The organism is Prevotella corporis DSM 18810 = JCM 8529, from assembly GCF_000430525.1.
GTDB lineage: Bacteria > Bacteroidota > Bacteroidia > Bacteroidales > Bacteroidaceae > Prevotella > Prevotella corporis.
This window is the reverse complement of the sequence record NZ_AUME01000027.1, coordinates 24,076-39,349: the sequence shown is the minus strand read 5'-3', so window position 1 is coordinate 39,349 and position 15,274 is coordinate 24,076. Positions and strand designations below refer to the sequence as shown.

12 protein-coding genes are annotated in these 15,274 nt (G+C 38.5%); 1 reads left to right on the top strand and 11 read right to left on the bottom strand.

Annotation, left to right across the window (positions count from 1 at the left end; translation table 11 throughout):
* The coding region (locus H515_RS0106210; protein WP_028901723.1) for a transposase at positions 1-308 on the bottom strand (308 nt) is incomplete at its 3' end.
* A 60-nt stretch (positions 309-368) separates the two neighbouring features.
* On the opposite strand from H515_RS0106210, the gene H515_RS0106205 reads away from it, so the two are divergent.
* Positions 369-983 (top strand): hypothetical protein, encoded by a 615-nt coding sequence (locus H515_RS0106205; protein WP_028901722.1) that lies wholly within the window; start codon positions 369-371, stop codon positions 981-983.
* 59 nt (positions 984-1,042) lie between these two features.
* On the opposite strand, the gene H515_RS0106200 is transcribed toward H515_RS0106205, so the two are convergent.
* The 10 genes from H515_RS0106200 to H515_RS0106155 all read right to left on the bottom strand — a co-directional run bounded on the left by H515_RS0106200 (position 1,043) and on the right by H515_RS0106155 (position 15,274).
* Positions 1,043-2,521, bottom strand: coding sequence for an RNA-binding domain-containing protein (locus tag H515_RS0106200; protein WP_025877996.1), 1,479 nt, complete (start codon positions 2,519-2,521; stop codon positions 1,043-1,045).
* A gap of 204 nt (positions 2,522-2,725) precedes the next feature.
* Complete coding sequence (locus H515_RS0106195; protein WP_244870065.1) at positions 2,726-3,706, bottom strand: protein kinase domain-containing protein; 981 nt, start codon at positions 3,704-3,706, stop codon at positions 2,726-2,728.
* 7 nt (positions 3,707-3,713) lie between these two features.
* The gene (locus H515_RS0106190) at positions 3,714-4,811 is read right to left on the bottom strand and encodes a DUF262 domain-containing protein (protein WP_028901720.1); all 1,098 of its coding nucleotides are present in this window, start codon (positions 4,809-4,811) and stop codon (positions 3,714-3,716) included.
* A 23-nt stretch (positions 4,812-4,834) separates the two neighbouring features.
* The gene (locus H515_RS0106185; protein WP_025877994.1) at positions 4,835-5,407 is read right to left on the bottom strand and encodes a hypothetical protein; all 573 of its coding nucleotides are present in this window, start codon (positions 5,405-5,407) and stop codon (positions 4,835-4,837) included.
* 1 nt (position 5,408) lies between these two features.
* A complete protein-coding gene (locus tag H515_RS0106180; protein ID WP_025877992.1) occupies positions 5,409-7,577 on the bottom strand; it encodes an AAA family ATPase in 2,169 nt (722 codons plus the stop codon).
* On the bottom strand, positions 7,574-7,801 hold the full coding sequence (locus tag H515_RS0106175; RefSeq protein WP_025877990.1) for a hypothetical protein: 228 nt from the start codon (positions 7,799-7,801) through the stop codon (positions 7,574-7,576). Before H515_RS0106175 ends, H515_RS0106180 begins: the two co-directional genes overlap by 4 nt.
* Positions 7,802-7,803: 2 nt before the next feature.
* Positions 7,804-10,080 carry a DEAD/DEAH box helicase family protein gene (locus tag H515_RS0106170; RefSeq protein WP_028901719.1) on the bottom strand — a complete coding sequence of 759 codons (2,277 nt, stop codon included), beginning with the start codon at positions 10,078-10,080 and terminating at the stop codon, positions 7,804-7,806.
* 10 nt (positions 10,081-10,090) lie between these two features.
* Complete coding sequence (locus H515_RS0106165; RefSeq protein WP_028901718.1) at positions 10,091-11,194, bottom strand: adenine nucleotide alpha hydrolase family protein; 1,104 nt, start codon at positions 11,192-11,194, stop codon at positions 10,091-10,093.
* Entirely contained in the window at positions 11,191-14,418 is a 3,228-nt protein-coding gene (locus H515_RS0106160; RefSeq protein WP_025877029.1) for a hypothetical protein, read from the bottom strand. The genes H515_RS0106165 and H515_RS0106160 overlap by 4 nt, the downstream gene beginning before the upstream one ends.
* On the bottom strand, positions 14,402-15,274 hold the full coding sequence (locus H515_RS0106155; protein WP_025877027.1) for a DUF4007 family protein: 873 nt from the start codon (positions 15,272-15,274) through the stop codon (positions 14,402-14,404). The genes H515_RS0106160 and H515_RS0106155 overlap by 17 nt, the downstream gene beginning before the upstream one ends.

Below are 15,274 nucleotides of genomic sequence, written 5' to 3'. Positions count from 1 at the left end.
CCTTTGGTGTAGAGGAGATTGAACAATTTGGCACGTTCCTCGCTTTCGCTGCGTATCAACCCTAAGAGAATGGGATAGAAGTTTCCGCTACGACTGCGCGGAATACGGAGCGAGAACTCAAAGCCGTGACTGTACCAACGACGGGAACGGAAACCATTGCATTGCTCATGGGCATTTTCGCTGACGAACAACTCTCGTTCATGATACATCAGGGAGTTCATGATTAATGACTGAAGGGTAACAAAACCCTCGCTGCTACTTGTGTAATTCGAAAGAATTTCCGAAATTTGCGAATGTGTAAGTTTCATTTTTTCCTTTTTTATAGTTTACAAATACAAAGATAAGAAAAAAGGAGCTTACACACTTTTATAGGACAGTACCAACTGGAGACAATTTACAGGGAACTAAAGGGGCTGAAAGAAAAGGAGAACAACTCTGTCTCTTTCCATGTTCCCTCTACACCTGTACAGCATGACAATCAGCAGGAACAGGAATTGCTCAATCAGTATGAACAGCGAACAAAAGATGTGATTAACAAGTATATTGGAGTACAAGTGCGCATCAAAGACGAGGAGGCTAAATCCATGGACAAATTGGTGGCAAGCGTCATGACCATGTTGCACGAATGGCAGGAGCAGAAAGAGCATCCACAACCGCAGGAACATATTCATAGGCATAGTTTTGACATTAAGTCATCGAAAGTCTTTATTACTGTGGTGGCTGTGTCTATCCTCTGTCTTATTTCTTTGGTCGGCAATTACTTCTTGTTGCAAAGCAAACAGCAATATGAAGATGATGCCTTGAAATTCCGCATCATCAGAGTATGGAGAGGATGTAGTCCCAAGGAAATCCTATGGCTCAATGAGGTATTTGACATTCATCGTGATGAAAAGATTATCAAGCTAATCAAAGAAAAGGCAGACGGATACGACTTACAACTAAAATCTAAGGCTGATAGCTTGATGCAGAAGAAATTGAAATAATACTCTACGAAGCAAGCCCAACCAAACGAGATGCAGGTTGGGCTTGTTATATCACCATATTATTCTATGATTTCCCAAAAGCCACCATTATCTGGTCCAACACGACGGAGATATCTGCCACGCATAACTTCAATATTACGATAGATGGAAGTTTCACTAATTCCTATATTTTTAGCCAAATCTGCCCTTGATATATAGGGATCTTCTAACATCAGTTCCAATATCTTGATTCGGTTAGCCGTTAATCTTTCTCCATGAGCATTAGCCTTTTCAATTAATCTTTCTGTTACCTTTTTATTTGCCTCTGCTACCTTTTCTGCTACTTTGTTGCTATTTTCTGCTACCTTTTCTGCTACTTTATTGCTATTTTCTGCCACCTTCGGTACTGTAATTTTCAAAATAAAATCATCAAGATGGAAAGATAAATGTGGTGTACCATTAGCTTCCAATTCCCTGCATACACGATCAACACCCTCTCCAAACTCTTTTACATAGTCGTATGCTTTTAAGAATTGAGCAATTTTCGGATTGCGTGAGAAATGCGTATGACGAATGTTAGAGGGCTTGACCATTCCGGGTAACCTACCGGGCGACTCGAATACAAGACGATCGTCAAGCATCTTTATTTGGATTTCCGTACCCTTAATATTGTAGGCTCGGTGGCAGCAAGCGTTGACAACCATTTCTTGAATAACAAACTTTGGATAATCTCTGTTGGTTACAAACTGCCCATGCTGTCCTAGGAAAGTGTGTTCCTCCACTTGGGTTTCAAGATAAGCTATCGTGGCCTTCACCTGATCAAGTATGGTTCCTTCAAAGGTTACGTCCTTAATCACGTTCATTTCTGCACCCACTCGCTCCTCTGTTCCTTTATAGCGAATGAAACGAGTACGTCCACGAGGAAAGAACTTTTGAGGATATTTACCAAACAACAGGATACAAGCTACACTAACTTGCTGCTCTCCCTTGGCGTTGGTAGTTATGAAGCCATTATTTTCATGTAGATATTGCTTGGCAGACTTGGTATAACCAATCAATTCTATATATCTTTCGACAGCAGCCATATCAATATCATCTACCGTAGCACCATACACTGCTGTATCTTCATCGTAACGCTCACCCTTGTCATACATCAACTGTATGCGCTCTTCAAAAGACAGTTTTCTACTTTTGTCGCCAACACGCATAAAAGCTTCGTCTGCTTGATTAGCATGTAGTTCAGAACTTGCAGGAACGTGCATCAATATAATATGATTCTCGTTTCCATCCTTATCCGTGCATGGCAACAATTCGCTGGTAATAGACACAGAAGGATTACAGAAGTCTAAGGGCACACGCAACAATTCATTCAATTTTTCTGTATGCTGGTCAACCCCTTCTGTCTTCCTTGTCTTGTCAGACACACCGATAGCGATATCACCACCGTCAGCATTAGCAAACGCCACAATGGTAATAGCTAATGCTTTCGGATCAATTTGAATGCTTTTGCAATCAAATGTCTGATCTTCCTTGCGAGTTCGTATCTCTTGTATAGTCATATATCATTGTTTAATAATGGAAAAATCTATGCCGTTATATTTTCAGGCTCGAGTTTTATATACTAAATATGGGCTCCATATAATTGGATCTGCATACATATTCCGTTACACTCATGAGATTTTCCGAAACTTCCACATACTTTTAATAGTTAATATCCTTTTATTCATACACTATCTGGCATTTTTGTTTTACCTGCTACACTATTATAGTGTATCAATTATTCTACGTAACTCTTTTACTACGTCTGCCATATTTCTGATTCTTTTCTTTTTCGAATGATTTATCATTGTACGAATAAGAACGTATATAGATTCTTCTCTTTCAAAGAAATCCTCCCTACAGATACATCCTATGGGAGCATTTCCTTGAAAAATATACCAAAAAACTTTGCCTAACTGAAAAACATCTGATTGATTGTCTATCTTGCAATCAATTTTTTTTTCGCCTCTTCCTTCTGCAAGATACTTATTCATAGCCTCAGGAGAAAGCCACCCTTTGGGACCTATGAATTCATTTTGCCTATCATAATCCAAGTCTCTACGTGTTACAAGACCTAAATCTCCAATCTTCCATTGACTTTCATGAAAAATCAAAATATTATCTGGTTTTATATCTCGGTGGTAATAACCTAACTCATTTAAATCATTCAGCCCCTCCGCTAGTTGCAGGCATAAATCTAACTTTTCTGATTTGTCAATATCATACTCCTCTAAATACTGCTTAAGGTCACTATCTGCATAATCCATCATATAGAAAGGAAAGAATTCTTTCTTTTCTTTTTCTTCGCCTTTTCTTGTTTTGTATGATTCTGTACATTGTACATATCCTTGAAGGTCAATTTCTATTATGTTGGGTATATGCTTCCTTTTACAGACCTCCAAAGCACTAATCTCTGTGCGGAATCTTTCATTGGCATCACTTCCAACATAATCACCATCTCTAAAAAAATCACGCACATTTGATATTTTTATAACTTTCTGAGGTTGGGATTTGTAAATATCAATAAAATCTTGACTTGGATATAATGCCAAAACATACGAATGTGCACCTTTATTCCGTTTAGATTGCGGGCTTACGGAATAAGCATAATAATCTATATTGTTTATGCTTAGTTGATTATTACGAGGTTCATTGTTTAGAAAGATAATATTTCCCTTAGAAACAAAATTTGTTACTACAAGCATATCCATACTATTCCAAGTTTGACAGATCTATTAACCAATACTTTCCTATAGGATTTAGTTCTATTTTATCTAATCCGTATTCCTTTAAAAGATAATCTATGATTTCATTCACCACATCCCCCCCGTTCTCTTTCTTATTACATAATAATTGTTCAAAAAATTGTAGACGCATTTCACGGGCTCTTTTCGAATTGGACTGACTAACACAATTAATAGCATAATCCATAAAAGGACGACAATCTTCATTTGAAGGAGTAATAAAATCGTTTTCGCTAATGAAAGTCAATATCTTGTATTGATACCGAAGAACTTCAAACTCTTCATCGATATGTTCGTTTATGAAACAAAAAAGAGTATAAAAATCATTCTTTTGTTTATACCTTGTTTGCTTTATTGGCTTTATGTCATTTAAGGCATATATTTTATTTATTACCTTTGAAAAACGGGCATATTTTTCATTAACCACTTCTTCATTTAATTTTGCCTCAAATAAATTCTCGACAGCATTCCTTTTTTCTGTAATACCATAGAACAGGTATGCGACAATTTCTTCTATAAGTCCCCGGTCATTCATGCGAAGTTTTGTCTTGTCTGTAAAAATATCCAGTTCTATGAGTTGTTGAATATCCATAATCCTATAAACTAACTTAAGGAAATCAGAATCATGATGATATGCTTGATTTACTTCCGCAGGGTTAAGTTGAATGCCTCTTTTATTTACCAGATAAAAGAACTCTTCTTTTGATTCTCCTTTTGAAGAATCAAAATTTCCAATCTCAACAATATTAAGTCGATAGTCTAAGAAAAATTCCGGGGCGTATTCTTTAAAGAACTTCTTTTGATTATCCTTAAACTCATTATGATAGTATTTATAGATAGTTGTCGCACGCTGTTGTCCATCCACCATTTCATATTTTCCATTCTCATTTTTTAGTATAAAAAAATTTGGCAGCGGGTATCCTTTATAAATTGAGTCAATAAGTAGTCTTTGATCTTTAGGTGTCCATATGAAATTACGCTGATATGGAGGGCGCAAATTTATAGACTTACTCTCTATGAGGCTTATTAAATCTCTAATTCTTAGTTCTTTATTCTTGTATTCCATAATTATAAAGAATAATTAATTTATTAATCCAACGACTCCGGTACATCATCCATTGCATCATCCTCTTCATCCTTTTTCAAGAAGTCTAAGAATACACGGAGAAATGCTGTTTCTTTGAAGAAATAATTAGAATTTTCCTCCAGCTTCTCCTTAATAAGGTCAAAGCCATAGTTAGCGTATTCCTCCATTTTGGTAATGAGATCATCCACAACCTTGCGCTGAGTGATTTCGCCTTTATCTAAAGCAATGAAGTCAATATCCGTTCTGGCTATTAATGCAGCGAACATATATTCCCGCAAGCGTGGATATTGTGTTCGGCCAAGGCGTGATTCGCCTGTCCCCCAGTTGGAGATAGCCCAACCAAAGTGTTTCTTTTTGGCTTTATCTTCTATCAAAGGTTTAGTTTTATTGCTATACAATCCAATGAAAAAGGCCAATATAAACACTTCGTAGCCTGCTCCATATATTTTTCCCCTTACCTCCTGATACTGATTCACTCCCTTACCATAGTCCGAGAACACACTTATCACGGAGTCTTGATAACGTTCTTCCCATTCGGGATTACGCTTGCCCCAAAGTTCATATAATGATTCCATATTACTTTATTTTTTCTATTGTTGTACGAACTGTTGCCATATTCTTTGAATCAAAGCCGTCGGCTTTCTTGATACGATAGACACAACATGTCAGTTTTTCAATTTCAGGGAAGCGAACCCTTCCCTTGGTGATGAAATCCTTGGTCACAATGATACACTGTTTTTTCAAGTTGTCAATCACATTGTAGAAGTTCTCTTCCTTGGAATCGCCAAATGATGATGTTGCAGCATCAAACACAAGAGGATAATCCTCGTCACGTTTTTCTTGTGTAAAGTCGGATATGGCAAACAGGACGGATATATACATTACCGTCAATTGTGAGCCAGACGGTTTCTTGATTTCCGTACCGTTTGAACTATACAGGCGGATTTCTGTCGAGTCGTCTGCCGTCTGCCTGAGCCGAATTTCTCCATGAAAGTCACTTGCGCTTAACTGTTCCAGATATCCATTCGCCTTATCTTGCATCTCAGCAAGAAAACGGCGAAGGTTTTCCTTTTTAGCAAATGCAAAGGCTTTAGCAATCTCTTCAAGGACACGATGAACGTCACGATACACTTTTACCTGCGAACTGTCGGGATTCAGCTCATCCATCTGTTTCTGCAATCCATCCATCCTTGTCAGAAGTTGTGCCAAATCACCATTCAATTCTACAAGCCTCACCTCTGCTCTACCTTTCTGTTCAAACAGTCCTTTGATGTCGTTGAAATCCTTCTCCAAAATAGCTTCAGACACATTTCCAGCCTGAATCAGCAGGCGCGATTTCTCGTCTATCGTTTCTTGTATCTGTCGCTCCACTTCCTTCAGGTCCTCGTTCAGACGCTCCACCAGCCCCATGCGGTCACTAATTTCACGAACAAGCCCAGAAACTTGCGACTCATTGCTACCGCTGAGCGAAATGCTCAGATTATGCAGTGACTCAATGTTGCCAAACTTGAAAAGTTCCTTCTCTTCAATGGCTTCCTTCTGACTCTTCTTAGTGGCCTCCAGCGCTATATGCCTCTTATACTCCTCAAGTTTCTGCAACATAAAGTTGTATGCCTCCGACCCTTCTTCAGCGGGACGACCACACACCTTGCAGATATGGTCGTTCAGCATCTCCTCCATTGTTTCCTGATTGGGTAGATACCAAGGAAGTTCAGGCGCACCATTAACTAATGCACCTTGCATTTCTTTGACTGCTTCCAATTTCCCAATTTCAATAGCCTTTTGACGCTCATAATCTTTTTCTTGCTTTCTCTTTTCCCTACTGAGAGCAGAGCATTTTTGCTTGAACTCTTGTAAAACATCTGGGAAAGCGCAAAGAACCCACATTCTATCAAGAAGTGCGTGATTATAATCGATATAACTTATTTGGGCTTTTAATTTCCTACGTTTCTCTTCCTTACTCTTTAACCTACTTTGGATGTCTTTATATCTTTCAGATGTTTCCTGATTCTCTTCAAGTTCCCCCAGCCTTTTAGAAAACACCTCCAACGATGTCGTTTTATCTCTAATATCCTTCTTTTTAGTTGAAATTTCCTCGGCAAGACGATTTATCTGCAATTCTAATGCTTTAGCCTCACCTGCAACCTTCCTGTCAGACTTCATTTCTTTCAGATAGGCAGAATTTGCTTTCTCCTCAAAAGATGATGTGTATTCTACAAGATCATCGAACTTTCTTATATCAGAAAATTTGTTGACCAGATCTTTTAAAGCAGTGGCATTGTCAAACACATTAAGTTCCGACTCCCCCTTAAACATACTAAACCTTTGGATAAAGGCATCGTAGCATCTGTCTATGAGGTTCTTTCCACTCACTTGAATGCGTTCTGAGCCAGAAGTTTCATAACCTCTATAAACAAGTGTACCGACTCTAAAGAAGTCTTCGCTAACACGTTCAACGGAAAAAGACTTTTCTACGGATTTTTCACCATCGTGCTCAAAAAGCATAGCAACGGAAACTACATCTTTTTCGCCAATCTCCATCTTTGACTTTCGCATTTCCGACATGTGGTCAACATTGCCCTTATCAATAGTTGTATTGAACAACCATTGTAGAGCATCAAAGAAAGTTGTCTTACCGTCGCCATTATCTCCGAGAATAAGGGTTAGGCCGTCTGAAAACTCAAATATATTATTATCTCCGTAGTAACTACGGAAATTTTTGATTCGGATTTCCTTGATTATCATACGTTGTCAATTAAATATTTGTCTATTTCTTTCCAAAGTTCTTTTTCGGAAGCCCCTTCTCCTGTACGTTTAATAATCTGTGCAACAGCATTGATTACATAATTATCAGAATCAAGCGCCTGCTCTATTGTACTGATGTCAGAAGGAGAATAATCTCCGAACTTCATCAGATTCTCATCAAGCAAGACTGCTTGTAGCATTTTGTTGTCATTATTTCTTGCCATAATCAGAATAAAGATATGTTATAATGTGATAGTATTTCGTTTAACTCGTTATATGCAAAGTCCGCATTTTCTGATAATACAGCAAAGTCACGAACTCTTTTCAATTCACTTCTTATTAGACTACGTTCCATGTTGTAGTTCTCCTGTGCTGAATTCACCTCGGGAGTCACAACCAAATCGTGTATTATGGCTATATGCTTGTCTGGATGCTTTCGTAATATACGACCTCTCCTCTGAATAAATTGCCTTGGATTTCCCGTGCTGGCACAAAAAATTGCCATCTCACTACGAGGTACGTCAACGCCTTCATCAAGGCATTTCATGGAGGTCAAAACCTCAATATCACCGCAAGCAAACTTTTCAAGAATCTCGTTTCGTTCCTTAATTCCTGATACGAACTTCTTCACGGTCGTGGTTTTACTGACATCCTGTACAATCCTTGTATACGTGTCAATCAGGTTTTCAGAAAAGTCATCATCATTTACACTCTCTATGCTGTCAAAGACATCAGCTGTTTCATCATCAGGCCTTGTACCTTCTGGAACATAGACCAAAGTATATTTCAAATTTCCTTTCTCGGTGTACCTTTCCTGAACGATTTGTTGGAATATCACTTCTTTCTCTTGGGTTTTGTGAACAATGCGTTTCCGTTTCAGCAATAATCGCGTCAAAATATCATCTCCTTTGGGGAATGATTCCTTTTCCTGGTTAAAGAACTTGGCCAACTGCAATGAGATACGCATATATTCAGCCATTTCTGCATCATTTAGATGTACTATATGTGGAAAATACATGTATCGGCAAAGGTATCCTTTATCAATAGCTTCTTTCATGTTAAACTCAAAGGTGTATCCGTTCTCACAGCCAAAGAATTCCATAATGGCTTTATTACCACTGTCATCAAACTGGCGTTCTGGTGTTGCAGAAAGTCCTATGCGACGAGCGAACTTAACCCCGCCTAACCTGTCTAATATCCTTCCTGCCCCCATGTTGTGTGCTTCATCAGCAATAAGTAGCATCTGTCGGGTAGTGTTCCTGTTAAAGTTAACTAACTCACGGAAGATGTTTTCTCTTGCAAAGGAGGCATATGTCGCTATAATGATAAACGACGACTCTTCTCCGTCTATCTTGATACTCTCCTTTGTCTTTATACTGTCAAGTTCCGTTTTCCACTTAGGATTTTTAGAACTAACCTTAGTAATATGATTAAAATGAAACCTTTTACACTCATCTTCCCATTGGTCAACAAGCGTGATAGTAGGTACGAGGATAATTGCTTTATAGAAATGAAATTTCTTCCAGATGTTGAGCAGACAATTCAGCGAAGTAAGAGTCTTGCCTGTACCAGTAGCCATCGCGAATAGTCCTTTCTGTTTTACTTTCCAATTTTCATATGCTTGTTTCTGATAGCCTCGTGGCTCATCGAAAGGAAATCTTGGCTCCTTTTCTTTTAAAACATCAATGTTTTGTCCCTCTAACTTTTTAACGATGCTTTCCACCTTCTTTTGGGCTTTATTTAAAATAGCTTGAATGCTTAAGGGAAGGTGGTCATTAAGCCGTCTTAAAATAAGATTCTGTTCATCACGCATCAACTCACCAATCTCTTTATGTTTAAAATTGGCATAGATTCCAGCTTTTACGTCATCGGCTTTCAGATAGACGACAGAATCATCTCTACCAAAGAACGTCCTTTCAAAATCCTCAGCTATGTCTTCTGTCTTATACACATCACCTTGTCCATCCCAATCACAGAAAGCTGTAAGGCTCTCTAAATTATCAATTAGGGCAGTACGGGAAAAATTACAAGAACCTTCAAAGGCTACCTTGTTCAACCCATCAGAGAACAATCCGCATTTTGAATGAGCAATACCTTCCCCATCTTTGGGTACCACAATCTTTATCTCCAGCCTTTCATTCTTAATAAGCCATGCCAAACATTCGAAAAAATGTTTATCTCTCTCGGACAAGGTACGTTTGACTTCCTCTAAGTTATTTAGGTCAAAATATTGAATTAAGTCACCGGCCTCACCTGCTATCATAGCTTGCTTGTCTTCAATGGAAAGAATATCATTGATAACCATTCGCATACGTCCACCATTATAAAGGAACGTTGCAAATCCATCTGACAAGATATTGATTGCCGATGAAGAAAAGAAGCCCAGTTTTATATCAAACTGAGTTGCATTGCACAATGCCTCGGAAAAGAAACCGATAGGTTCCCACTCTGTTCGTGACTTATAACGACGACTGCCTGGCCAAAGTACATTTGCTTTAAGCATACACTTTAAATTATATGAAACAATTCGTACACATTATATCGTCACCCAAAATATCCACAAGAGTAGTGCCCTTGTGGTTGGCACGATTCTCTTTTTGTCGCTTGATGATATCAAGTTTAATTTGACGGATTCGCTCAGGCTTTATCAAATCAGCAAGGCTTTCGTTCTGATTCCATGTATATCCATCTTTTTCAAATTCCATTGCTTTCTTGAATAAATCAGGATGTTGCTCATAGAGCCAGACCCACTCTATCTTTTGCTGGAAAAAACAGAAGTAACAACCAGAACGACTGCGGCAATAAGTGCCTTTTTCGCCATCTACCTCGAAAGGGATTTCCTCGTAGTAGGCAGGAACACCCACACCACTCTCTTTCAATAAACGGAAAATGTCTTCTTTTACTAGCACATCCGTATTGTCTAGGAGTGGGAATTTGTCAAGTTTACCCACCGGATAATCAGTAGTTTTCAGGAATTCAAAGACAGCATGATTAAACAACTTTACGTCGTAATCAAGTAAAGTATTCATTTTCTTCGAGTAATAGAACTGCTTGGCGACAGGTCTCTTCACTATCTCAATAATCTCGTCTCGCAGGGATCCTTTTGGACATAATCTCTCGTATATGTCAACTATCCGATCTAAATTCTCATTGTGTAGGAATTTATTAATAACATCTATACTCCATATATTCTTACGGAATGGGAATACGGCCTGAATATTGAGCTTCGATGAGATATAACCGTCTCTATCCTCATCGCCACGGATGCCAACATATGAAACAGCATAATCACTTCCTACGTATTCTTCAAACTTATCCAGTTTCATTTTCTTAGTACACCAGCGAACTTGTGGTGAAGGAAGAAATCCCCCCATGGCTTTCAAAAAGTGATGGAATGGAGTTGGCTCCGGACTATCCTTCGCGGCCCTTAATCGTTCTATTTTTCCCAAGTAAGCTTCCAAACGATTAATTAGTGCTTCTGTTTCTGCCAATTCGCAACCTGTATCTGAATTGTAGTATTCAATCTTTAGCGATGGGTATGTTTTTTTCAGATAGATGGCGAGAGCTGCACTATCTTTACCGCCTGATATGCCTAATATATGTCTTACTTTTGTCATTTATTCATCTTTTTGTTCAATATTGACAGCAATGTGCAAATATCTACATTGCTATCACCAGATAATAGCTGACTAATCTTTTTCTCCAGTTCGTCAGCTTTCGTTTTATCTTTCTCTGGAAGCACGTAAGTTTGTGTCCTAATGTTAGTACCATTGTTTGTAACCATGTCAAAAGAGTAGGCCTCATTCTTGTCAGTATCGTCAACTTTCTTGGAAATATCTGCATATTTTTCGCACTCACGGAACAAATAGATGAGGTCATCTACGAGCTTATCTTCCTGTTCATCTCTGAGCGCATCAAGACGCTGCTCAAGTATGGTATAACATATAGACTGGTACCATAGGGTTCGAGTGTCGTATTCTGTCATCACATGATGGTAGAATTCACGCTGTTTGTCTGTCAGTAGATAGACCTTGACATTGGCCAATCTCTTGCGAACTTCTAAAATGTACTCGCTATATTCGTAGCTCTGCAAACCAAACTTATCCACTAATCTTTCTTCTATGCGGTCTATCAACTGCGTATAGCAAGAACGCAATTCTCTGATAGCACGCTGGATTATATTGCCATATTCACGAATAAACTCTTCATGTTTCAATTTCGCATGGTCAAATCCCAATGCTTCTGGCAAATCATTGAAGAATGCTTTTTCCGGATCTTTTGCTTTTGCTAGCACATCACGGAATTTCATGGTTGACTCGTGGTTAAATTTGCGAGTGTGCTTGGTATAATCATTCAGCCGCATATAAAAATTTAAGAACGGCTTGATGGTTTCGATGAAACTGGAATTACTTATAGAAAACTCTTCCCCAAGATTAATGAAGCGCCGATACTGATTGAAAAATCCCAACTTTACACCATCAATAGCAAACTTTTTAACCTCAAAGTCACCCGGATGCTTTTGTAGCAAATCGAAAAACTCCATGTTCACATTTGGTATAAAAGCTCCCCTTGATGCATCATAGAGTGCAAAATCCTGACGTTTGATAAACAAAAAAGTTGGAATCCAAAATTCGAGGAATCCATATTTTAATTTATAGGGCTGCGCGGAAAGGATCTTGATGAGTTCAGACACTTTCCTTGCTTTGTTTTCCGTACTCTGCAGAAACTCTTCGCAAGCTTCCCATAGAGGCATAAAGCCTTTATTAGTAGGTGAATCTGCAAAGCCGCCATTTTGATGAAGCCCCGTGTTCAGAAGTAAAGAAAAATAAATTGTCTTTTCTGGTGGAAATTTATTCTCAGGAAATCCCATTTTGTCTTCAGAATAGTGCTTCGTCAAATATGTTAGATAACTTTTCCTCGCCTGAGTAATCATCCCACTAAGTTTATGCCTGTTGAATAGTTCATTAACCATCACAGGTGTCTTACTGTAGACTTCATTGCAAACCTTCGACAGCAACTGGTTAAAATCACGATGTGAATTTACCTTCTGCTCTTTACCTCCAAACACCCATATAACGCAATTCTTATAGGAGAAGAGGTTGTCGTTGATAGTTTTATTAAGCAGGGCTTCTTCATACTCCCTTAATTTTTGGATTTCATTTACAGCCACCCGGTCACTCTTATCTAAAACATGCTCCAACAGATATATATACTTCTTGATGTTGTAGAGGTGGTTGACGATATCCTTCGTATTGGTAAAATAAGCAAAGACAAGTGCATGATCTGTTTCTAAGCTTAATCTTTTGATTTCTGTCAAAACATTCTTCTGCGTGGAATAAATTAGTTCAATGAAGCCGTCCGTATCGCCAGTAGGAATAATATCCTGAGGCTCCTCACAAATCATGTAGTCAAAGAATCGTGGGGTGCCTTTCTGATAGAAGTGAGCTTTAACTTGGGAGATGCGCTTGTTGAAAAATACATTCAGCTCATCAACAAAGGCCACAGGGCGAGGAACTATCAAACCAGCTTTACGTATTTCTGCTTCAAGGTCAACATCTGTACCTTCGAACAACATCAGACGCTCTTTGTAGACAGCATATCGAACTATTTTCTTGGCAGTCAGCTTCTGTATGATTGCCTTGGCATTGTTGATAGCCATGGCTTCCTTAGCATAGGTCGTCATGTGTTCTGCTGTCAGCTTAAATCCTGCTGTACCAAAAAGATTCAATAAGCCAATGGCTTTCACCAGATTCACAGCTTGAGACATATCTTCCTTGCTGTCCCATTCTTGACCTTCAACTCTCTCTATAGATACTTGAATGGTGCTCCAGCTCATTGAGTCTGCATTGGCATCTTTTAGATAGGAATAGAAATTATATAGTATATAGTCATAAACTTTCTGAAGATTATATGTTAATTGCTTTGCGGGTTCAAATTCAGAAATAGAATTGCTTCCTTTCGCTGCTAAGAAAGTGAAAAGAGAACGCTCATTCTGACCATATCTCTGAATAGCTTTTGTAATAGTGTAGGCTGAGAACGAATCCAATGGAAATAGCTGCTTAGCTGTTTCCAAAGGAAAATCGTTAGACACATATCCTGTTTTTTTGGCTAACCTATATAGTGGTTCAATATTATTTGCATCGTTTATCTTCCTTTCTTCCTTTAGCTGTTTTGATGCCAATTGTAGTAACTGCTCAACAGGCTCTACAAAGGTAATCTCCTTGAAGCGGCCTTTCACTTTAATCCACTCGTTTGTCTGTGTTTCTGTCAATCCTTTGGCATAAGCACTAAAATTTTGATGGAGTACCATGAGAAGCATCATCTGACGGGTCGGTACATTGACCAACTCTGACAACTTCTGTAAGAAATACAGCTCCGTCTCAGGGCTATTTTTGGCAGCATGTTCCAATATCTTGCCGAACTCGTCTACAACTATTAGCAGGAATTTGCCTTCCTTTTGACATTGATCATAATGGTTCTTCAGGTTATCAAGAATACTGTTGGTATTACCCTCCACATTTAGAGCCTTACTGAGAAGTGTAGACATCTCAGTATAGTCGCCAACAATATTCATAATCTCGAATGACTTTACATCTGATAGAATTCTAGCATCCAATAGATAGTTCTGCTTACCAGTCTTCTTCAAATCAGATTCTAATGCCAGTAGAAAGCTCGATTTTCCTGTTCCGTACGAGCCTATAATCGTGAAAGAATGAATACCAGACTTGAAGTCGTTCACAATATTGTGAATTGCATTCCGAGCGTTAGGAGTCACCAGGTATTGCATTCCTTCTGCAAAACCGTTTTCAATGTTTGCAGATAAATTAAATGTCTTTACCATAATAATAGTCTAATACCTGTTTTATATCCAAGTCCTTAATAAACTGAACTTGCTTGATACCAGCCACATCACTATACACGAAAAAATGACTGTACTCATTGGCCAGTTGTTTCAACATCTCTACTGTCTCGAAGTTCTGCATACAGAAGACTAGCCCTATTCTTTCTTGTATGGTATCAAAGGGTAAGCTGTTGTCACCCTCCAGCTCCTTCAATTTTAATAAACCATACAGAAAGATCTCCTTTGTTACCTCACGCTTACCGTCTACATTAAAGTAGTACCCCTTACCTTCTGAATTTGAGCGAATCAAGTCAAGGTCTATCAGAAGAGAAGAATAGTCCTCATTGGATTGCGGTTTACGGGGCAAGGCATAGTTTTGCAAGAAGACTCCTACGTCTTTTCCCATAGTACGTTCATTATATGCTGATAGTTTTCCTACTTCTGCAAGCTTCAATCTCGCATATGTTATCGCAATACCTTTTTCAAAAGTAGAGCGCTCTTTTTGCAGCCCACAAAATAGCATGTTATATAGTGAAGCTTTTCTTAAAAATACAAGATTAAAGTGCAAAAGCCATAGAGTTGCCATATCCTCAATGTACTTATCCTTTCCATAATTCTCATTAAACAGATAGTTTCCTAACCATGTTGGCTGGTCTCCATCACATATACCAAAAACACCAAGCCAATAGCGAATAGAAGAAACCATATTCTTCCCGACACCTAATTGTATTACCGCATCAGGGGAACTGAAATTATTTCCATGGACTATGAAATCATATCCTTTTTTCAGCCATAGGCTTTTGCAAGGGAATGATTCATGCCCTGAGAATATATATTTATTACTGATGGTTGCCAT

What these genes read in the sequence shown, in the direction of transcription:
- H515_RS0106200 (WP_025877996.1), bottom strand. Translation starts at nt 2,521, where the DNA reads ATGACTATACAAGAGATACGAACTCGCAAGGAAGATCAGACATTTGAT.
- H515_RS0106195 (WP_244870065.1), bottom strand. Translation starts at nt 3,706, where the DNA reads ATGCTTGTAGTAACAAATTTTGTTTCTAAGGGAAATATTATCTTTCTA.
- H515_RS0106190 (WP_028901720.1), bottom strand. Translation starts at nt 4,811, where the DNA reads ATGGAATACAAGAATAAAGAACTAAGAATTAGAGATTTAATAAGCCTC.
- H515_RS0106185 (WP_025877994.1), bottom strand. Translation starts at nt 5,407, where the DNA reads ATGGAATCATTATATGAACTTTGGGGCAAGCGTAATCCCGAATGGGAA.
- H515_RS0106180 (WP_025877992.1), bottom strand. Translation starts at nt 7,577, where the DNA reads ATGATAATCAAGGAAATCCGAATCAAAAATTTCCGTAGTTACTACGGA.
- H515_RS0106175 (WP_025877990.1), bottom strand. Translation starts at nt 7,801, where the DNA reads ATGGCAAGAAATAATGACAACAAAATGCTACAAGCAGTCTTGCTTGAT.
- H515_RS0106170 (WP_028901719.1), bottom strand. Translation starts at nt 10,080, where the DNA reads ATGCTTAAAGCAAATGTACTTTGGCCAGGCAGTCGTCGTTATAAGTCA.
- H515_RS0106165 (WP_028901718.1), bottom strand. Translation starts at nt 11,194, where the DNA reads ATGACAAAAGTAAGACATATATTAGGCATATCAGGCGGTAAAGATAGT.
- H515_RS0106160 (WP_025877029.1), bottom strand. Translation starts at nt 14,418, where the DNA reads ATGGTAAAGACATTTAATTTATCTGCAAACATTGAAAACGGTTTTGCA.
- H515_RS0106155 (WP_025877027.1), bottom strand. Translation starts at nt 15,274, where the DNA reads ATGGCAACCATCAGTAATAAATATATATTCTCAGGGCATGAATCATTC.